The following is a 20,615-nucleotide window of genomic DNA, read 5'->3' as shown; positions in this document are numbered from 1 at the left end:
AGGAGCCATTGAAACTCCAGATACTCAAAAGCTCCTTTCCTTAGGTAAGGTAAGGTGGGCAAAATGAGTCATTGCGAGTTTTCGTCGGAAAGGATCGACACGGTGTTTGAAATGATTCTAAGCTCATTTTAAATACAAGCACTTTTCAACCACTCCTGATTGCATCACGGCTGGTGCCGCGAGACCAATCTGTCCTCGCCTTTTCTAAGGCGAGGAGCCTACTATATTCTTGACATTAAAAAGCTCCTTTCCTTAGACAAGGAAAGGTGGGCAAAATGAGCGGTAGCGAATTTTGATCGGAAAGGATCGACACGGTGTTTGAAATGATTCTAAGCTCATTTTAAATACAAGCACTTTTCAACCACTCCTGATTGCATCACGGCTGGTGCCGCGAGACCAATCTGTCCTCGCACATCCCAGAAATTTGCTCAAGCAAATTATCAGGGACTAAGGCGAGGAGCCATTGAAACACCAGATACTCAAAAGCTCCTTTCCTTAGACAAGGAAAGGTGGGCAAAATGAGCGGTAGCGAGTTTTGGTCGGAAAGGATCGACGCGATATTTGAAATAATCGCGACGATTTTATTATATTCATATCATGAAGCAAAGGAAACCTATTCATGATTTACCACATCTTAAAAATCATCGTAAATCTTTGCGTAAAAACTTAACACCGGCTGAAGCATTTTTATGGACTGAATTAAAAACTCAAAAGTTTCATGGTTTAAAATTTAGAAGACAACATTCTATTAAAAATTTTATAATCGATTTCTATTGTGCTAAATTTAAATTGATCATCGAGTTAGATGGTGATTATCATGATGAACCTAATCAATTTCAGAAAGATGAAAAAAGAGATGCTGATTTAACCAATTTGGGTTTCACTATTTTAAGGTATGAAAATAAGTATGTCTTTGAAGAATTAGATCATGTACTATCAGATATTTAGAAGCATTGTGGTTTAGAATGAACTTAGTTAGTGATTTCCATCACTTTTCAACCACTCCTGATTGCATCACGGCTGGTGCCGCGAGACCAATCTGTCCTCGCCTTTTCTAAGGCGAGGAGCCATTGAAACTCCAGATACTTAAAAGCACCTTTCCTTGGATAAGGAAAGGTGGGTAAAATGAGCGGTAGCGAGTTTTGGTCGGAAAGGATCAATGCGATGTTTGAAATGAATCATAAACCATAAAGAAGAAAAGAGCTATTTTTAAATTCTCAAACCAACTATTATGAAACCTCTTTTTAGAAATATAATAGCCGTTATCGCCGGCTGGCTTATAGGTAGCACCGTAAACATGGGCTTCATTACTTTAGGTCACAGCATCTACCCTATAGAAGGTTTAGATCCTAACGACATGGAGGATTTTGCACAAATTATGCCTACTCTAGACGCTCAATATTTTATATTTCCATTTCTAGCACACGCATTAGGCACCCTGGTAGGTGCTATCATTGCAGCACTTATCGCGGCAAATCATAAAATGAAATTTGCTCTTGTTATAGGTATATTGTTCTTATTGGGTGGTATTGCCATAAACATAATGTTGCCTGGACCGCTATGGTTTACTGCGCTAGACATAATAATGGCTTACATTCCTATGGCATTTATAGGTGGGAAAATCGCTCTAAATTTCGCTAAAAAATAAAAACATAGCTCATATTAAGAAAAGGACGGTTCTTATCTCGCTTTCGCGAAAGCGGAATCTAAAAAACTCTTTTAAATCTGTAAATTCTATTTACTTAGATCAAGCAAATTTTTCTTTCAACTTAGAAATATTACAAGCCAGCTTAGGAGTAAACTGTGACTGTGCATATTGGGTGTAGAAATGATGATTTTCTAGAAAGGACAGGTTTAAATCTAACCATTCTTGATCTGTAAAATTTAAAGACATCGTGTGCTGCCACTCTGCTCGTAAACTGCTGTTTAAATCCATAAAATTCACACTACCTAAATGACTTAAATCAGAATCACACATGATTTTTTCTAGGTGATTTTGAGGAGTCTGCGGTAGTTTAGTCACCTTAATTAAATTCTTTATGGTAAGGATTTGATCTTCTGGATAATCATGCTTTTTAAGAAATCTCTCGGCAAATGTGCAACTCAACTCTTCATGACCTTCTATAGTTATCGCGTTACCTGTATCATGAAAATAGGCAGCGATAATCAGTAACTCTCTAGAGGTATTATCCATTTCTTCTTGCTGTGCAATTTGAGAGCAAGCAAGAGCGACATTGCGAGTATGCAACCAGTTATGAAAAGAATAGTTTTTGCAATGACTATTTTCAATAAGGTTTTTACAATACTCTTTTACTATTTCAATTAATTGATCATTCATAAAAATGTACTTTATAAATTAGCCTCGTCAGTTATGGATAATAAGACCACAATTTTAACGGCTGTTAAAGTCATATATTATTTAAAATGGTGGATTTTATCGTAAGAATTTACGCTGTAATATTCAAGTGCCTATAAGTATTGTATAGAAATATTAAAGTGCGTCATTTAATTTTATAACTTCACTTAAATTTGTTAATCAATCAGCCTTTAAACACCACCGACTTGTCTCAAAATTCTCATATCAATCCTAATTTAAAACGTAAGAAAGAAGCGGTAAATGTGAATCGCCTTTTTAACGACCTACATTCAGGACAGGTAAGCGCATTGAGTCGTGCGATAACTCTAGTGGAGAGTACAGCTGGTAGTGATTCCGCTTTCGCGAAAGCAATAATTAAGCAAGCTCTACCCTACTCAGGAAACTCCTTTAGATTAGGAATTACCGGTGTGCCAGGCGTGGGAAAATCTACCTTTATAGAATCGCTGGGAAGACAGCTCATAGAACACGGCAAGAAAGTAGCCGTGCTCGCCATAGATCCATCCAGTAACATATCACGAGGCAGTATTCTAGGCGACAAAACTAGAATGGAAGAACTGGTTAAAAGCGACCAAGCCTTTATCAGACCGAGTCCAGCAGGAACCACATTAGGCGGCGTGGCACGTAAAACACGTGAGGCTATTATTTTATGTGAGGCAGCAGGATATGATTTTATCATTGTAGAAACCGTAGGTGTAGGACAAAGCGAGACCGCAGTCCACTCCATGACCGATTTCTTTTTACTCCTAAAACTGGCAGGCGCCGGCGATGATTTACAAGGCATCAAACGAGGCATTATGGAAATGGCAGATGCAATAATCATCAATAAAGCCGATGGCGATAACCAACTAGCCGCAAAACACGCTAGACGCGAATTCAAAAATGCCGTTCATTTAATGCCTAGCAAAGATCACAACTGGCCTACTCAAGTATTGACTTGTAGTGGATTAAACAACATAGGAATCACTGAAGTCATCGAAGAAATTGACAACTACAAAACGCACGCTACCAATAACCTAAGCTTCACCAATAAACGCAACGCGCAAGAACTCTACTGGTTCCACCAGACCATAGAAGACGCCATTAAAACCAACTTCTACAACCGCCCAGAAGTGATTTCAAAACTGACTGAACTCGAACAAGAGGTTTTGAGTAAAAAGAAAAGCCCATTTGATGCGGCTGGGGAATTGTTGATATAATTAATATAAAATAAAAATATGACAACAACAGAAATTGTGATGTTGATCGGGATTGGCTTGACCTTTTTAATAGGTATTTCCAATCTTATAATAACATTTAGAAATGTACGTAAGACGGCTTTTATAAATTCAGTTACTGCATCAAGGATTAAATACATACAACAACTAAGAGAAAGCATTTCTAGATTTTGTGGACTTGCCCATAGCTATGAAAATAAAATATACAAGCTAGAATACAATGAAGTTTGGGAATTGCACAAGGAAGCTAATAATTTAAGATACCTCATTCGACTCTATTTAAATCCAGAAGATGATTATTGGGACAGTAAAATAATCAGTTTAATAGATCAAATTCTACTAAAAGCTGATCAGCAATCAACTGAACAAATTAATGAGCTTATTACAATTACTCAATACCTGCTTAAATTAGAATGGGAAGGTGCCAAAAAAGAAAGTGAAATCGGAGTTATTTCGGATATAGAAAAAAAAGAACTTTATAATAAATATGTAAGTATTCATAAAAAATCAATGATATGAAATTGAAAAAAGAGGTCTTTTTATATACAGGAATCATATCAATGAATACTGGTTTAATTTTAATAGGTTTAGGACTAGGTTGTTCTTTTAACGAACCTGGTATAGGTGTAATAATTGGTATAGGAATAGCTTTAACATCTACATCAATTATCCTTTTCAAACTTTTCAGAAGATTCAATGCGTACAATTTATAATACTTGGTTTAAAATTAAAATCTAAAAAAGATTAAAATTTTGCAAATTAGACCGAATCTATTATAGATTGCTAAATAGTAAGCTATTTTATTAGGATGTTTTGTTAGTAGACAATGGTTTCAAAATAGAAAGACTGAAATATCAAAAAAAAATAATTTATTAGTTATCGGAACAAATTAAAGATGAAAAAGATTAAAGAAACATCAATTGAATGGGCGTTAAAGCATGTACGTAAATTCTATGATTCAGATTTCTATCCTAGATTATTTGAATTTGAAGCTATCCAACATAACTGGACAAAAGTGAAAGATGAGTTACTGAATATTGATTTAGATGATTACGCACCACAAAGCCCTTTCATTTGTTTAGCTCCTAAAAAAAATTATACCTTTCGTGTTGTTCACCAGCTTGATCCTATTGATACTTTACTATATACTGCTATTCTCTATGAATTCGCCCGTAAAATAGAAGAATATAGAATACCGAATGATAAAAATATCGCTTGTTCATATAGAATTGAACCTGACATATACGGCTCTTTTTTCAGCACAGACTTGGATGGCTTTTCAAAGTTTAAATCAAAATCTCTTGAGTTAGCTAAGAATAATAAAAATGGTTTCGTCCTTGTATGTGACATAACTGATTTCTACAATCAAATTTATTTGCACAGAGTAACAAATGTACTTGAGGAGGCAGGAATAGAATCCCCTAAAGTACTTGAGATTTTTTTGTCAGCTCTTAATTCAAATATTTCTAGAGGTGTGCCTGTGGGACCTGCTGCAAGCATTTTGGTTGCTGAGGCTATTATGGCAGATATTGATAAGAAAATCATATCAAATACGACCACATTCACAAGGTATGTTGATGACATGCACATCTATTTCGATTCTTTTGAAGAAGCTAGTTTTTTTCTTCATGAATTAACAAAATACTTATATTCAAATCACAGATTAGTTCTTTCAACAGAGAAGACTTTTATTAAAAGTAATAAAAACTTTATCGAAAATCATTTCGAAGATGAAGAAAGCATTGAACAAGAAGCAATTCATCAAAATCTAGCTGACTCAACTGAAGCTACTTTTTATGATCCATATGGATTCGATATGTATGAAATACCTGAATTCGAAGACCTAGAATCAAGTGAAAAATTTAAGGTTAGATCTGAAACTTATAAAGAAATTTTTGGACAAGCCCTTTTATTTGAGCAACTTGATTTAGGTATAATGCGTCATTTATTAAGAAAATCCGGCAAATATAAAGTTCGTAGTATCTTACCACTAGTGTTTGAAAATTTCCGAATACTTTTACCAATTATAAGAGAGATAGTTGTTTACCTAGAAAGAGTAATGAATGAAAGTTCTGCTAAATTTCATCGAGATAATATTCAAAAAATGTTGGATGATGAATTAGTTCAATTACCTTTTGTCAATATTTGGATTTATACATTATTACAAAATCCAGTTTTCAACTCAATAGAATTAAAAATTGATTACTCAAAAATCTTAAGAGTGAGAGAACAGGCACTAATTGCGAAAAGATTAAATGATACAACATGGATAAAGGATCATAAAGATGGCCTAGATGTTTTAGGACCTTGGGATAAACGAGCCATACTCTATTCAGCTACTATACTATCAAGTGACGAGCTAAAACATTGGGCTGGATTAGTGTCCTCAAGAGGAAATATTTTAGATAAATCAGTAGCATCATTTGTTATTTCTAAGAAAAAAAGAAAGATCAAACCTATTGAATAACCCAATTTAATAATTTGCATTATTACTTAAATCCCGTGATTTTGTTACCTCTTCACAATCTATAAAACATCCAAATGAAAAATAATTTCAAATTTCTTTTTCTAATAACTTATGCGCTAATAAGCTGTCAAGAAAGCAATAAAGAAAACACACCAACAAAAACCTACCTAGAAGAATCCCATTCCTACGCGCAACCTAATGATGTAGTGATTACACATCTAGATTTAGACATTAATGTAGATTTTGACACACAAGTTATTAGTGGAACAGCGACTTATGATATTGAGAATAATGGCAGTGAGCAAATCATTCTAGATAGTAAATTCTTAGAAATTGAAAGCGTTACTCAAAATGGTGAACAAACAGAGTTTGATTTAGGTGATTTTGATGAATCATTAGGGCAACCTATAACCATTGCTATTAAAGAAGACACTAAACAAATTGCTGTCACCTACTCTACCACGGCGAAAACAGAAGCCTTACAATGGCTCAACGCTCAACAAACTGCAGATAAGACGAATCCGTTTCTATTTACACAAGGTCAGGCGATATTAACTCGAACATGGATTCCTATTCAGGACAGTCCGCAAGTGCGTATTACTTATGATGCGACTGTAAAAGTTCCTGCACAGCTTATGGCAGTTATGAGTGCTGAAAACCCTAAAGAGAAAACAGCAGATGGCGTTTACAAATTCAAGATGGAACAACCTATTCCGGCATACCTCATCGCTCTTGCCGTTGGTGATATTGAATACAAAGCGATAAGCAAACGTACTGGTGTTTATGCTGAGAAATCAATGCTGGACAAGGTGCACGAAGAGTTTTCTGATATGGAAAAAATGGTCGGTGCAGCAGAGAATTTATACGGTGCTTATGATTGGGAACAGTTTGATGTGATTGTGTTGCCACCTAGTTTTCCTTTCGGTGGTATGGAAAATCCGCGATTAACCTTTGCTACGCCTACAGTTATTGCAGGAGATAAAAGCTTGACTTCTCTTGTAGCACATGAGTTGGCTCATTCTTGGTCAGGTAATTTAGTGACCAACGCGACATGGAATGACTTCTGGCTCAATGAAGGTTTTACCGTTTATTTTGAAACTAGAATTATGGAAGCGCTTTACGGAAAAGACCGAGCAAATATGCTTGCATTAATAGGTCGTCAGGATCTTGAAGACGAGTTAGAAGCATTGAGTGAGTCACCTAATGACACAAAGTTAAAACTAGATCTAAAAGGCCGCAATCCAGATGATGGAATGAACAGCATCGCATATGATAAAGGCTATCTGTTTTTACGCACGCTAGAAGAAAAAGTAGGACGTGAAAAAATGGATGCATTCTTAAAAGCATATTTTAAAAAGAATGCTTTTTCTACCACAAATACTGAGGATTTTATCGTTTACCTCAACGAGAATTTACTGGAGAAAAACAACGTTACTTTCAATACTGAGGAATGGATTTACCAGCCTGGTGTGCCAGAAAATGCAGCAATCATAGAGTCTGATGCGTTTTCTAATGTAGAAATTACACTAGAGCAGTTCTTAGAAACAAATAAAATAGACACTGCCGTAACACAAAACTGGACACCACAAGAATGGGTGCATTTTGTACGCAATTTTCCTCCAGGAATAACTTTAGAGCAAATGAAACAACTGGACGACACCTTTGATTTTACCAACTCTAGCAATTCATATATCAGTATGGTATGGTTTGAGCAGTCTATTTTAAACGGTTATGATGGTAATAATGTTGATTCTAAAATTTCAGAATTCTTGAATACAGTAGGAAGACGTTGGTATGTTACTACACTTTTTAACGCTTTCGCGAAAGCGGACAGAATAGACGAAGCCCTAGAAATTTACAAAACCGCTAGAGGCAACTATCACAGTGTGACCGCAAATACAGTGGATGAGATGTTGGGGTACAAATAGTTCATTTCCAAATTCACTGTTTATTCTAACAGCTCATTTTCTATTTTGAGGAAAGGTGGGCAAAACAAGCGGTAGCGAGTTTTGGTCGGATAGGTTGATATGGTGTTGGTAATTAAATCTAAGCTTTTCTTTACACAAGCATCCTTCAACCACTCCTGATTGCATCACGGCTGCTGCCGCGAGGCCAATCTGTCCTCACCTATCCCAGAAATTTGCTCAAGCAAATTATCAGGGACTAAGGCGAGGAGCCAATTACATTCTTAACATTTAAAAGCTCCTTTCCTCAGATGAGGAAAGGTGGGCAAAACAAGCGGTAGCGAGTTTTGGTCGGATAGGTTGACACGTTGTCGTAATTAAATCTAAGCTTTTCTTTATACAAGCATCCTTCAACCACTCCTGATTGCATCACGGCTGCTGCCGCGAGGCCAATCTGTCCTCGCCTATCCCAGAAATTTGCTCAAGCAAATTATCAGGGACTAAGGCAAGGAGCATCAGATATACTTCATATTTATAAGCTCCTTTCCATAGGTGAAGAAAGAACTCAATTCATAGAATACGTTAAATGTTGGTTCATAATTAATTTTTAAAGTATCTTTTATCATTCTTAAATCGCATTGATAATTTAAAAATAAAAAGCATGTCAGTTTCCATACAAGATCCCTTATTACCATTCTTACCTTTATTATATATCGCCTGGGCTGATGGTGTTCTGGAAGAGACCGAAATAAATTTTATCAATAAAAAGATTAATGAGAACAAAACCATAAAACCAGAAACCAAAGATATGGTTTGTAAATGGTTGAATCCTCAAAATCCACCATCTGCTAGAGTACTGGCTTATTGGAAAAACTACATAAAACAAAATGCAGATCTTTTAAATCCATCTGAAAAATCAGATTTATTTTCCATTGGTGCACAACTTGCAAAGAAGGAAGATACAGAGGATTGGGTAAATGATGAAACTAAAGAATCGCTCCATTTAATAGAAGATTATCTAGGAATAGTAAGTCGTGAAGCAATACGATCTGTTTATGAAAACGATCCTGTCACATCAACATACTTACCTACAGAAAACTTATCTGAAAAGGCATATTCTAAACCTTTAAAAGCTCTTTTACAACATGGTTATCCGGACATTAAATCTAGTGTCCAAAGTATTCTTGACCCTCATAAAGAAGCTATAGAAAGTTATGACGACGATTTAAAAACGCGCAAAGAAAAAGTACTAAAATGGTGTAAAGAACTAGCAAACGCAGGTTTAGGAAACCTAGCCTATCCGCCAGCTTATGGTGGATCTGGTTCTATGCCAAAATACGCTGCTGTTTTTGAAGAGGTATCTAAGTATGATTTGAGTCTAACAATCAAGTTTGGAGTTCATTTTGGATTATTCGGTGGTAGTGTAGAATCTTTAGGTACTAAAATCCATCATGATAAGTATTTAAAAGATATAGGTACGATGGCATTACCAGGTTGTTTTGCCATGACTGAAATGCACCATGGTAGTAATGTAAAAGCATTACAGACCACAGCTATTTATCAACCAGATGATAAGACCTTTATCATTAATACTCCATCACAATACGATAGAAAAACATACATAGGTAATGCTGGCATGCATGCTCAAATGGCAACCGTGTTTGCTCAACTTATAGTGAATGAAGAAGAGCATGGTATTCATGCTTTTCTAGTGCCTATTAGAGATAGTAAAGGAAATACCTTAGATAATATTACAATAGGTGATAATGGTCATAAGATGGGATTAAATGGTGTGGATAATGGTACGTTACATTTCAATGCTGTAAAAATTCCAAAAGAAAATTTGCTGAATAAATTTGGTGATGTGGACGAAGACGGTAAATACACCAGCCCTATAAGCAGTTCTTCAAAACGTTTCTTTACCATGCTAGGAACTCTAGTGGGTGGTAGACTTTGTGTCCCTATTGCAGGACAATCTGCTGCAAAAAAAGCTTTGAATATGGCTGTTTATTTTGCACTAGAACGCAAACAATTCGGACCACCAGGAAAAGAAGAGCAATCTGTTATGGATTATCCTACACATCAAAAGAAATTGATGCCGTTAATTGCAAATGTCTTTGCTTATGACTTTGCTCATGATTTCTTATTAAATGATTATTCAAATAATAAAGAAGCAGATAGCCAGCAAGTAGAAGCACTTGCAGCAGGATTAAAAGCACTGAGCACATGGAACACTACAGAAACTATACAGATATGTAGAGAATCTTGTGGAGGAAAAGGCTATTTAAGTGAAATGTATTTTGATCTACTTAAAGCAGATACAGACATATTTACCACATTTGAAGGAGATAATACCGTGTTGTTACAACTAACAGCTAAAAGTCGTTTGACCTATTTTAAAAAGCAATTTGGTAAAATGGACTGGTGGGATACTCTCAAATATATATCTAGTATTGCTTCCACTAATTTAAGTGAGTTGAATCCTCTCGTGACTAGAGACACGTCTGAAGATCATTTATTAAGCGACGATTTTCAGATCGATGCCTTTACGTATCGAGAAGAGTTCTCATTACGCACACTTGCTATGCGATTAAGTAAGAAAATTAAAAATGGAATGGATAGTTATGATGCCTTTCTAGATGTTCAAGTACATTTAATTGATATGGCGAGCGCCTATATAGATCGAGTTGTTCTAGAACGATTTATTGTTACTATTGATGAACAAAAGGACGATAGTGTTAAAGAAGTACTGACATCACTTAAAAACCTATATGCTTTACACCTAATTGAAAAAAATAAAGGCTGGTACTTAGAACATGATTACATATCAGGATCAAAGTCGTTGGCCATAAATAAGCTTGTTGCAAAGCTTTGTAAAGAGTTAAAAGAAGAAAGTCAGCAGTTAGTTGATGCCTTTGATATACCTAGACACATGACAAAAACAGCTTTGAAGTTTTATTAAAATCTAAAAATCCATCTTTAAAAACGAGTATTAAATCTTGTTCTTAAAGATGGATTATATAATAAGTAATTAAAGATTATTGTTCGTTTTGTAATGTCTTTACATCTGCTATAAGATGGTTTATAGATGTGGTATTTAGACCATTATAAATACCTCGTATATGTCGGTTTTTATCTACTAGAATAAAGTTCTCTGTATGTAAAAAATCATCATTACTTTTTATTTCTCCCAGATCTTCTTCTACAAAGTATTCATTTCTTCCTAGATTATAAATGACTTCCTTATCTCCAGTGACTAGATGCCATTTATTAGGATTCACCTTTTTTCTTTCCGCATATTTTTGTAAAACCTCTGGTGTATCAAAATCTGGAGTTACAGAATGAGAAAGTAGCATAACATCGTCACTTTGTAAAAACTCTTCTTGAATGCGAGTCATATTTTCGGCCATTTTAGGACATATACCTGGGCATACTGTAAAAAAGAAATCTGTGATATAGATTTTATTATCAAAGGTCTTATTAGTAACGATTTGCCCATTTTGATTAGTCAACTCAAAATCAGGGATTTTATGAAAATCTTTTAGAGAATCGCTATCACTAGAAAACCATTGTGGAGTAAAACTAGCCTCACCATAATATGGCAGTGCCTCTACTCTACTTTCATTTTTTTGTATTCTTAATGTCGTTGTTTTTTCAGGTTCTGTTTTACAACTAGAAATAAATAAAACACTACAAAGTATCAGACACCACAGACTGGTTCTCGAGGTTAAAGCAAAGAGTTGCTCTTTTAAGACCAAAGATTCTGCCATTTTTTGCTTCATAATTATTGTAGATTTTTCCGTTTTCGCGATAAGCGGTTTGCATACCATCTTCACGTCCATTAAGTAGATTCATTTCTTTAAAAATAGAACCAGACTTGTAATACTGGGTCTGTTTACCTTGTGCTATACCATTTTCAAATAAAGCTACAGATCTTAAATTCCCATTGCTCCACCACGATCTAGTGGTTCCATCTTGTAAACCGTCTTTATAATTAGATTCAAAACTGAGCAATCCTGTTTCAAACCACTTTTTATAAATTCCATTACGTTTACCATTAAGGTAGGCGATCTTCTCTGCCATGACATCATTATTATAATGTTGCACCGCATATCCTGTAAAGGGCTGCTCTTTAAAAAGAAGAAGCCCTTCATTAGGTTTTAAAGTCAATTCCTTTTTATCCACTTCTACCAGCTGTATTGAATTCTCCATTTGAGAATCATTTTTACAACCTATCGTTAAAGCGATAATAAATAAGAATATACTACTGTATGTTATTTGCTGTACCTTGATAATCTCCTGGGAATATGATGTAATACTGACTTAAATATAACTCGTTTTGAATGTGGTAATGATACTCTGCAGTAGTTGCGTGCTGCGTTGTAGATGTATGACCGCCAGACGCATCAAGATCTGTAGGATATGTACCTGTAGAGTTACATTTTCTCCCGTAGATAAAGAAACCATCAGATATAATACCTATCAACGCATCATCATCATCAGAAAAAGCCTTAGGTTCTAAATGGTAATGATAACTCTGTGGACCTGTGTGTGCAGCTGTATAATCTAGAGAACCTACTGCATTATCAAGAGGTACATTAGGACCTTCTTCATCATTATAAATAACAGAACCACTTACAGCAATTCCTATAGCACCTAATCCTGTAGCAGATGAACTAGAAGCTAACGCTGGAGATGCAGGAACTGTTAATGTGTAAGAGCCATTAAAATCGTCAATATTACCAGGTGCCATTTCTGCCTCACTAGTTACAGTAGGGTCTACATATAATACGTGATCTGTAGCCGCTGGCCCAGTTACTACCACGTTTCCATCTGGACCTGTTAAAGAACGTGTGTTTGTATTAGACCAGTATGGAGAAGTATGATTAGGCAAACCGTTAGTTTCTATAACAAAATTAGAACCACTTACCATCGCTGTCACATTATTAGAATCAAAGTCTGCAAAGGCAGCGTGTAATTCTGTAGTGGCAACACCACCGTCATCATCTGTAGGAGTGCCTGATGACGCATCGTCGTCAGACCCACATGAAGTTAATAGAGCTCCTGAAGTTAACCCTAGTACTAGTAGGTTCAACATTATTTTTTTTGAAAGTAATTTCATAGTCAATAATTTTAAGTGAAAGAGGTACTTCCCGTACGTCATTAAACAATTAGACTTACAAAATACATAAAGGTTTAATTAATTCTTAAATAAATTATAAAATATTAATCTTAACAGTTATTTTAATCTTAAAATTAATAGAATTTGCAATAAAACAAAGTTGGTGTGCTTTTTCATGCAAGCTTATCGCTAGAGATTTTTGATCGCTATTTTTAATAGTAACTACAGGATTTAACTGGACTGTTTTAAAACCGCCACTAGCATCAGGATGTAACTCGAGTATTCCATTTGCTGTGTCTTTATAGCCCATAATTTCTATCCCTTCCTGCTGGCATACATAGAAGTAAGACATCATATGACAGGAAGAAAGTGCGCTAAGTAGTAAATCTTCTGGATTACGTTTATCTGGCTCGCCTTTAAATTCTCTAGCGGCGCTGACGTTTATACTCTCCTTTCCATCAATTGTAGAAGTATGAGTTTTAGGATTAACAAATTGATTTTTTTGCCATTGGGTATGGACTTCAAAATGAAATTCCTTTTTCATCTATTTTTAAATTATCGTTGTAGATATTCCGTATCTCGCTTTCGCGAAAGCGTACAACCAGACAAAAATTAAACCTAGAATAAGCCCCATAAACGCGCCCATAAGCACATCTCCTAAATAGTGAACCCCTAGGTAGACACGGCTATAGGCTACTAATACTGACCAGACGATCATAACGATACCTATCGTTTTATGTTTTCTCTTTAATAGAAACCACAAGAATGTGGCTAGCGCAACGGCGCTGCTGGCATGACCACTATAAAACCCATAAGTACCGCCACTCTTACCTACTTTAGAAATAAGTCCTTCTAATGCTGGCTCTCTAAAAGGGCGGAATCTTTCCATGCTGTCTTTAAAGAAACTAGCTAGTTGATCGCTACAGGTTATTAGTAACGCTATAGCTATTAATGCAATAACTAGATTGCGAGTACCTAGTTTCTTATATAAAATATATAAAACAAAGAGATATAAAGGAATCGCGTACAGCTTATGAGTGATAATGTTAAAGAATAAATCTACAGCATCATTACCCCAGTCGTTAAGAAAAAGTGTCGCGTCCCAGTCTAATTGTTTGATATCTTCCATTTACTTTTCGTAAAGTTCCATTTGCTCATCATAAAATCTGCTCGCTTCTTCGATAAGATTTTTAGTTTCTTCTTCTAGCTCCTCAGCATCTTCTTTAGTCACCTCTTCTAGAAACTCTACCTCATCATCTTTAAGGTTGATGATAAATCTTGGGTAATCTAGGTGAATGACAAAAATATCTTCAGGATAATGAACGTTATCGCCCATAAGAAATCTAGGAAGTTCCATTAGTTGTTTTTATTAGGTAAAAATATCGTTTTAGTATCGAATAATCTCTTTTAAAACCAGCTTTACCTTATTTAATGATGCAATCTAATAAATTCTGAATATAGAATTCACTATATAGAATTGAAAAAACTAAATTTGTTCCATGCGAAAGAAACTAAGAGCTGATAATTTACAGAAATCCTATAAAGGTCGTCCGGTAGTTAAGGGCGTGTCTTATGAAGTGAATCAAGGAGAAATAGTAGGATTATTAGGACCTAACGGTGCTGGTAAAACCACTTCTTTTTACATGACAGTAGGACTGGTAAAGCCTACTGGTGGTGACGTGTGGCTGGACGATAAAAAAATCACACAATACCCTATGTACAAACGTGCGCAAAATGGTATAGGTTATCTAGCACAAGAGGCTTCTATCTTTAGAAAATTAACCGTAGAAGAAAATATACTAGGTGTATTACAACTGACTGACCTTTCTAAGAAAGAACAAAAAGAACGTTGTGAAAAACTTCTAGAAGAATTTAGTTTGCAAGACCGTCGCAATAGAAATGGTGATTTATTAAGTGGTGGTGAGCGACGCCGTACAGAAATAGCTCGCGCGCTAGCAACAGACCCTACTTTTATATTACTAGATGAGCCGTTTGCAGGTGTAGACCCAGTTGCGGTAGAAGACATACAGAGAATAGTTGCACAACTGACTAAGAAAAATATAGGTATTCTTATTACTGACCATAACGTGCAAGAAACGCTCGCTATTACTGACCGTACGTACTTAATGTTTGAAGGTAAGATCTTAAAACACGGTTCTCCAGAAGAACTTGCTGAAGATGAAGTCGTACGTCGAGTTTATTTAGGACAGAATTTTGAGTTGAGAAAGAAGAAGATTTTTGAGTAGAATTTATATCTACTTTTGATAAATTATTTTAAAAAACATCCCGAGCAAAATACTGTTGTAAACTCCCATAAACATTTAGCTCTGAAATAATCAACAATAAATATGGATAAAGCTTATCGCCGCACCCATGATAAGCATTAAAATTAAACCATAATCTTTCATGATTTTGGTCTTTAAAATGATCTTATTTGGTTGTTTCTCTCGAAACCATTTCAACCATCGTACGTGAATAAACATTACGATAAACGCAAGACCTAGAAATATAAATGGTAGATATAACTCCATTTAGCTGCGCTTCATCATATTATTCACTACACTCATCAAGATATAAATCACGATAACGCAAGGCACTGCATAAATTTGAAGTGTTGCTATTAATGTAATACACAAAGCGATAAAGATCCAGCGTATTTCATTTCCTTTCCAGCCGAAGCTTTTAAACTTTAAAGCAAATAGAGGCAATTCTGCATTGAGAATATAAACACTTAACAGTGTTATAACCGTTAAAATATAGGGATTAGTAAGCGCCTCTGTAACCCAGCCAGCGTTATAATCTTGTGCGATAATACCTAATGAAATAATCAAAATCGCATTTGCCGGTGTCGGTACTCCTATAAAAGAATCGGTCTGTCTGGTATCTATATTAAATTTGGCCAGTCGGTAACAACTACCTAAAGTGATTAAAAAACCTATTACTGGCACAAATGGATGTGCATACCACTGCTCTGGTGGTGCTGCCTCAAAACTTGTTATCGTATTTGTCAGGTTATATCCTACAGCATCGCTCAACATTTGATACATGACTATTCCTGGTACAAGACCACTGGTAACCATGTCTGCAAGAGAGTCCAGTTGTTTACCTAGCTCGCTAGAAACGTGGAGCAATCTCGCGGCAAGACCATCAAAAAAGTCAAAAAATATTCCAGCTGCTACAAAAATTCCAGCCAGAATAAGCTGGTCATTAAACGCATAAATAGCTCCTATACATCCACAAAGCAGATTCAATAATGTAATAATATTAGGTACCCAATTCTTCATGATACAAATATGCAGTTTTTTACTGATGTGTTTTGCCTACTTTTGAGGCAATATCCACAGATTATCATAGTTATTAACTCAGAAACTAAGATATTTGTGACTTACTAAAATTTGTACTTGAAAAATTATTACTTTTTACTATTTGCTTTATGTTCTGTATGTGCTCATGCGCAAACATCTAGAGCCTATTCTAACGAATTTTTAAATATAGGAGTAGATGCCGCAGCTCTAGGAATGAGTAATGCTGTCGTGGCTAGTACAGATAATGTAAATTCTGTTTACTGGAATCCTGCTGGATTGATAAGAATGGAAGAGCAAGAACTATCCTTAATGCACTCGAGCTACTTTGCAAACATTGCTCAATTTAATTATGGAGCATATGCCATGCCTATAGATGATCAGAGCGCATTTGGCTTTTCTGTCATACGATTTTCTGTAGATGATATTTTAAATACCACACAGCTTATAGACGATCAAGGAAATATAAACTACGATCGTATTTCTACCTTTTCTACCGCAGACTGGGCTTTTACATTCTCCTATGCTAGAGAGTCAAAACTAGATGGTTTTTCTTATGGAGCAAATGCCAAAGTTATACGCCGTGTCATAGGTGAATTTGCAAGCTCATGGGGTTTTGGATTTGATGTAGGGTTACAATTTAAACGTGGCGACTGGCAGGTAGGTTTTATGGCACGCGACATTACAACTACCTACAACACATGGGCTATTGATGAAGAGAAGTTTGCCGAAATAAGCGGTGCTGTAGAAAATCAGAATCAGGAATTACCAGAAACTACCGAGATTACATTACCTAAATTACAATTAGGTCTAGCGAGAACATTTACATTTCACTACGACCACGTTCTTACTGCCGAGGTTGATCTGAACATGCGATTTATACAAACTAACGATATTATTTCTAGCAGTGCCGTAAGTGCTACACCAGCGCTAGGTCTAGAATATGGATTTACCGACTTAGTATTTGTACGTGCAGGAGTAGGTAATTTTCAAAACGTGCAACAACTAGACGGTAACGACAGTGTCACCTTTCAACCTAATATAGGTATAGGTTTTAAGTACAAAGGAATCGCAGTAGACTATGCACTTACCGATATAGGAGATTCTAGCGAGGCGTTGTATTCTAATGTCTTTTCAGTAAATATCGACCTATCTGTTTTCAGTAAGTAAGAGATTAACTTCCTATTCGATTTTTAATTATATGCAAAGACCTTAACTTAGCAACAGATTAATTTATACATGAAACTTACCAGCATATTACTAGCCATTTTATCAGGAATTCTATTATGGTTAGGATGGCCTACTTATGGGTTTGCAGGGCTATTATTTGTCGCATTTGTGCCATTACTTATTTCAGAACGTAAATTGCGTTTAAGCGACGGTAAAAAAATCGCTGGAAAAGTATTCTTACACTCCTATCTTACTTTTTTCATTTGGAATATCGCAACAACCTACTGGTTGTATTTCTCCACGCCATTTGGTATGTGGTTTGCTGTTTTAGTAAATACAGCGTTAATGAGTCTGGTTTTCTTAGGTTATCATTACCTAGCTAGAAAAGCAACACAAGGCGCAGCACTTACCTTTCTCGCCTGTTTATGGATCAGTTTTGAGAGATTGCATTTGGACTGGGATTTTTCATGGCCTTGGCTCAATTTAGGTAACGGTTTTAGCGAGACTACATCTTGGATTCAGTGGTATGAGTATACTGGTACCTTTGGTGGTTCTTTATGGATATGGCTGGTTAATATATTTGTTTTTGTTGCTCTGTTACGCTTTCGCGAAAGCGGACTTACCACAAAGCGCAAATTCATTATCAAACGCTCTCTAGGACTTACAGCTATAGTCATAATTCCTATACTTATTTCACAGGCCCTAGTCATAGATATCATACCCTTTCAAAAAGGTGGAGGTACAAATGTCGTGATCGTACAACCTAATATTGATCCATATGAGGAGAAATATTACCTCACTAATGATAGTATTATTCAAACTATCATGAGTCTGGCAAAACCAGAAATGGATGAGTTTACCGATCTAATTATTACACCAGAAACCGTATTAGCAGATGACGTACGGCTGAATAACCTCACTCAACTTAAATTCCACCCTACAGTACTTTCCGTAAGACAAGAATTATACGATTACCCTAATACCAATTATCTAGGTGGTATTTCTATAGATGAAGTGTTTACAGATAAACGTAGAGCGACCGATCAGACTAATTTATTTAGAGATGGGAGAACACTTTACAATAGTTACAACAGCGCTATGTTTCTATCTGCTAGTGGGTCTTTAGGATTGTATAATAAATCAAAACTAGTCGTAGGTGTTGAAAATTTCCCCTACAAGAGTATACTGCAACCTATTTTAGGTGACGCTATGCTAGATTTAGGCGGTACCGTTTCTACTAAGACTACTCAAGAAGATAGAACTGTATTTACGGCTATCGATTCTACCGTGGTTGCTCCGGTAATATGCTACGAGTCTGTTTATGGAGAGTACGTAACTGATTATGTGAAAAATGGCGCACAAATTTTAGCCATTATTACTAATGATGCCTGGTGGAATGATACACAAGGACACAAACAACATTTAAGCCTGGCTAGATTGCGAGCGATAGAAAATAGAAGATGGATAGCACGTAGTGCAAACACAGGTATAAGCGCTATAATAGATGATCGTGGTGCTATTAAACAATCACTAGGTTATGAAGAGCAAGGTGTTTTAAAGGGAACTTTACTGCCTAAAACAGAGCTCACATTTTACACCACTCATGGAGATTATATTGCTAGAATAGCCACAGTAATGGGATTGTTTGTACTTCTCTTCAGTATTTTTAGAAGAGGAAAAATGAAGCGAAAATAACTACTGACCTTTAAAGAAGATTACTGTACTTAGTGTTTTTACTATTATTCTTATATCTAAAAACACACTGCGTTTTTTGATATAAAATAGATCGTACTGCAGTTTTCTTAAGTGATCTTCGTCAGTAACACCATACTTAGTCTTTACCTGTGCCCAACCTGTTAAACCTGGTTTTACGACATGGCGCGTTTCATAAAAAGGAATTTTTTCTGACAGTTGTTCTACAAATATCTCTCTTTCTGGTCTAGGGCCTATAACACTCATATCCCCTTTTAGGATGTTTAAAAATTGAGGAAATTCATCAATACGTGTTGCTCTCAAAAACTTACCGAACTTTGTAATACGCGCATCATTAACTACCGCAAACTGTGCTCCAGATTTTTCTGCATCGGTAACCATTGTTCTGAATTTAATAATCTTGAATAGTTTTCTATTAAGACCTACTCTTTCTTGTGTATAAAATAAAGGACCTCTATTGCCTATTAAATTCCCTAAAAAAACAAATGGAACTAATGCTATACCTATAAGGATACCTAAAACAGAAGCTACTAAATCAAATAAACGATGATATACTAAATACAGTCTATTTTGATTATTACGTGCAAATGGAAAGTACCTATAAAAATCTTTACCTACATATTGTACAGGTACTCTATCTGTCATTTCTTCATACACTTGAGTGTATTCTCTAACAGAATAGCCGTTTTCTACTAGTTCAATAAGCCATTTATAAAGATTAGAAGTTATTCCTTCTACCTCATTACTAGCCACGACTATCTCTGTAACGGACTGATCATGTAATAACTCGTGAGCATCTTTTATACCTATAGATTTAACTCCTACTATATGACCTTGCTCTATTGCTGGACCTGTATTTATAAAGCCGCTTATCTTATAATTAGGATCTACGTCTTGCAAAGTTTGAGCTACCAATGCTGCATCACTGGAGTCTGCAATGATTATGATATTCTTGTTAAATCTAGAACTAGCAAATAACTTTATATAAACAGCTCTCCATAAAAGCAATGGTAAGGTAACTGCTAGATAGAAGTATAAAATCTGTATTCTATTTTCTGGTAGTACCGGTGTAAAAAACGGTGTCAGTAAATACACTAACGATGTTACCGATCCTGTACTTACAGCACTTCTTAGAGTACCAGTAATACGACTGGCTCTTTGAAGGTTATACATTTCAAATACTGTAGCAAAAAACAATAAATAACCTGCGAGAATCACAGACCACATCCACTGTCGCTCATTGATCAAAAAATAATCAAATTGAAAAATGATTCCTAATAAATACAAAGCACATAAAACCACTATAACATCAATAAAACGCAACAGTATTTTGCGTTCAGACATTT

General features: G+C 35.6%; 20 protein-coding genes. 11 read left to right on the top strand and 9 right to left on the bottom strand.

From position 1 onward, the window contains the following. The first annotated feature begins 597 nt into the window (after window positions 1–597). Window positions 598–948: an endonuclease domain-containing protein gene (locus ACJJVJ_RS14705; protein WP_405371181.1), complete on the top strand. Its 351-nt coding sequence runs from the start codon at window positions 598–600 to the stop codon at window positions 946–948. Window positions 949–1,231: 283 nt separating this feature from the next. Beyond that, window positions 1,232–1,648, top strand: coding sequence for a hypothetical protein (locus ACJJVJ_RS14700; RefSeq protein WP_405371179.1), 417 nt, complete (start codon window positions 1,232–1,234; stop codon window positions 1,646–1,648). 99 nt (window positions 1,649–1,747) lie between these two features. Here ACJJVJ_RS14700 and ACJJVJ_RS14695 read toward each other — a convergent pair whose 3' ends face one another. Continuing rightward, window positions 1,748–2,338 carry an HD domain-containing protein gene (locus tag ACJJVJ_RS14695; RefSeq protein ID WP_405371177.1) on the bottom strand — a complete coding sequence of 197 codons (591 nt, stop codon included), beginning with the start codon at window positions 2,336–2,338 and terminating at the stop codon, window positions 1,748–1,750. Between the two features lie 224 nt (window positions 2,339–2,562). Here ACJJVJ_RS14695 and meaB point away from each other — a divergent pair, with 224 nt between their 5' ends. The 6 genes from meaB to ACJJVJ_RS14665 all read left to right on the top strand — a co-directional run bounded on the left by meaB (window position 2,563) and on the right by ACJJVJ_RS14665 (window position 10,924). Continuing rightward, window positions 2,563–3,573: a methylmalonyl Co-A mutase-associated GTPase MeaB gene (meaB, locus tag ACJJVJ_RS14690; RefSeq protein ID WP_405371176.1), complete on the top strand. Its 1,011-nt coding sequence runs from the start codon at window positions 2,563–2,565 to the stop codon at window positions 3,571–3,573. Between the two features lie 18 nt (window positions 3,574–3,591). Next, entirely contained in the window at window positions 3,592–4,110 is a 519-nt protein-coding gene (locus ACJJVJ_RS14685; protein WP_405371174.1) for a hypothetical protein, read from the top strand. Next, window positions 4,107–4,304: a hypothetical protein gene (locus tag ACJJVJ_RS14680; RefSeq protein WP_405371173.1), complete on the top strand. Its 198-nt coding sequence runs from the start codon at window positions 4,107–4,109 to the stop codon at window positions 4,302–4,304. The genes ACJJVJ_RS14685 and ACJJVJ_RS14680 overlap by 4 nt, the downstream gene beginning before the upstream one ends. Before the next feature lie 182 nt (window positions 4,305–4,486). Continuing rightward, window positions 4,487–6,058 carry an RNA-directed DNA polymerase gene (locus ACJJVJ_RS14675; RefSeq protein WP_405371171.1) on the top strand — a complete coding sequence of 524 codons (1,572 nt, stop codon included), beginning with the start codon at window positions 4,487–4,489 and terminating at the stop codon, window positions 6,056–6,058. Between the two features lie 74 nt (window positions 6,059–6,132). Next, the gene (locus ACJJVJ_RS14670; RefSeq protein WP_405371169.1) at window positions 6,133–7,986 is read left to right on the top strand and encodes a M1 family metallopeptidase; all 1,854 of its coding nucleotides are present in this window, start codon (window positions 6,133–6,135) and stop codon (window positions 7,984–7,986) included. 637 nt (window positions 7,987–8,623) lie between these two features. Then, complete coding sequence (locus ACJJVJ_RS14665; protein ID WP_405371167.1) at window positions 8,624–10,924, top strand: acyl-CoA dehydrogenase; 2,301 nt, start codon at window positions 8,624–8,626, stop codon at window positions 10,922–10,924. Between the two features lie 76 nt (window positions 10,925–11,000). Here ACJJVJ_RS14665 and ACJJVJ_RS14660 read toward each other — a convergent pair whose 3' ends face one another. The 6 genes from ACJJVJ_RS14660 to ACJJVJ_RS14635 all read right to left on the bottom strand — a co-directional run bounded on the left by ACJJVJ_RS14660 (window position 11,001) and on the right by ACJJVJ_RS14635 (window position 14,441). Beyond that, window positions 11,001–11,744, bottom strand: coding sequence for an SCO family protein (locus tag ACJJVJ_RS14660; RefSeq protein ID WP_405371165.1), 744 nt, complete (start codon window positions 11,742–11,744; stop codon window positions 11,001–11,003). Beyond that, entirely contained in the window at window positions 11,653–12,174 is a 522-nt protein-coding gene (locus ACJJVJ_RS14655) for a toxin-antitoxin system YwqK family antitoxin (RefSeq protein ID WP_405371163.1), read from the bottom strand. The genes ACJJVJ_RS14660 and ACJJVJ_RS14655 overlap by 92 nt, the downstream gene beginning before the upstream one ends. 52 nt (window positions 12,175–12,226) lie before the next feature. Then, window positions 12,227–13,084 carry a YHYH protein gene (locus tag ACJJVJ_RS14650; protein ID WP_405371161.1) on the bottom strand — a complete coding sequence of 286 codons (858 nt, stop codon included), beginning with the start codon at window positions 13,082–13,084 and terminating at the stop codon, window positions 12,227–12,229. A 94-nt stretch (window positions 13,085–13,178) separates the two neighbouring features. Next, window positions 13,179–13,628 carry an OsmC family protein gene (locus ACJJVJ_RS14645; protein WP_104516604.1) on the bottom strand — a complete coding sequence of 150 codons (450 nt, stop codon included), beginning with the start codon at window positions 13,626–13,628 and terminating at the stop codon, window positions 13,179–13,181. Window positions 13,629–13,634: 6 nt separating this feature from the next. Next, on the bottom strand, window positions 13,635–14,213 hold the full coding sequence (locus tag ACJJVJ_RS14640; protein WP_405371159.1) for a phosphatase PAP2 family protein: 579 nt from the start codon (window positions 14,211–14,213) through the stop codon (window positions 13,635–13,637). Next, the gene (locus ACJJVJ_RS14635) at window positions 14,214–14,441 is read right to left on the bottom strand and encodes a hypothetical protein (protein ID WP_104516606.1); all 228 of its coding nucleotides are present in this window, start codon (window positions 14,439–14,441) and stop codon (window positions 14,214–14,216) included. Window positions 14,442–14,583: 142 nt separating this feature from the next. Between ACJJVJ_RS14635 and lptB the strand changes: the two genes are divergently transcribed. Continuing rightward, window positions 14,584–15,330 (top strand): LPS export ABC transporter ATP-binding protein, encoded by a 747-nt coding sequence (lptB, locus tag ACJJVJ_RS14630; RefSeq protein ID WP_104516607.1) that lies wholly within the window; start codon window positions 14,584–14,586, stop codon window positions 15,328–15,330. A gap of 285 nt (window positions 15,331–15,615) precedes the next feature. On the opposite strand, the gene ACJJVJ_RS14625 is transcribed toward lptB, so the two are convergent. Then, window positions 15,616–16,368, bottom strand: coding sequence for a CDP-alcohol phosphatidyltransferase family protein (locus tag ACJJVJ_RS14625; protein ID WP_405371157.1), 753 nt, complete (start codon window positions 16,366–16,368; stop codon window positions 15,616–15,618). A 117-nt stretch (window positions 16,369–16,485) separates the two neighbouring features. Between ACJJVJ_RS14625 and ACJJVJ_RS14620 the strand changes: the two genes are divergently transcribed. Next, complete coding sequence (locus ACJJVJ_RS14620; RefSeq protein ID WP_405371155.1) at window positions 16,486–17,556, top strand: PorV/PorQ family protein; 1,071 nt, start codon at window positions 16,486–16,488, stop codon at window positions 17,554–17,556. A gap of 69 nt (window positions 17,557–17,625) precedes the next feature. Further along, on the top strand, window positions 17,626–19,251 hold the full coding sequence (lnt, locus tag ACJJVJ_RS14615; RefSeq protein WP_405371153.1) for an apolipoprotein N-acyltransferase: 1,626 nt from the start codon (window positions 17,626–17,628) through the stop codon (window positions 19,249–19,251). Here lnt and ACJJVJ_RS14610 read toward each other — a convergent pair whose 3' ends face one another. Then, window positions 19,252–20,613 (bottom strand): sugar transferase, encoded by a 1,362-nt coding sequence (locus tag ACJJVJ_RS14610; RefSeq protein WP_405371152.1) that lies wholly within the window; start codon window positions 20,611–20,613, stop codon window positions 19,252–19,254. Window positions 20,614–20,615: the final 2 nt, after the last annotated feature.

Origin of the sequence: Nonlabens sp. Asnod2-A12, from assembly GCF_045063745.1 — a bacterium.
GTDB lineage: Bacteria > Bacteroidota > Bacteroidia > Flavobacteriales > Flavobacteriaceae > Nonlabens > Nonlabens xylanidelens.
The sequence above is the reverse complement of the archived record's forward strand: the minus strand, read 5'-3'. Positions and strand labels throughout refer to the sequence as shown.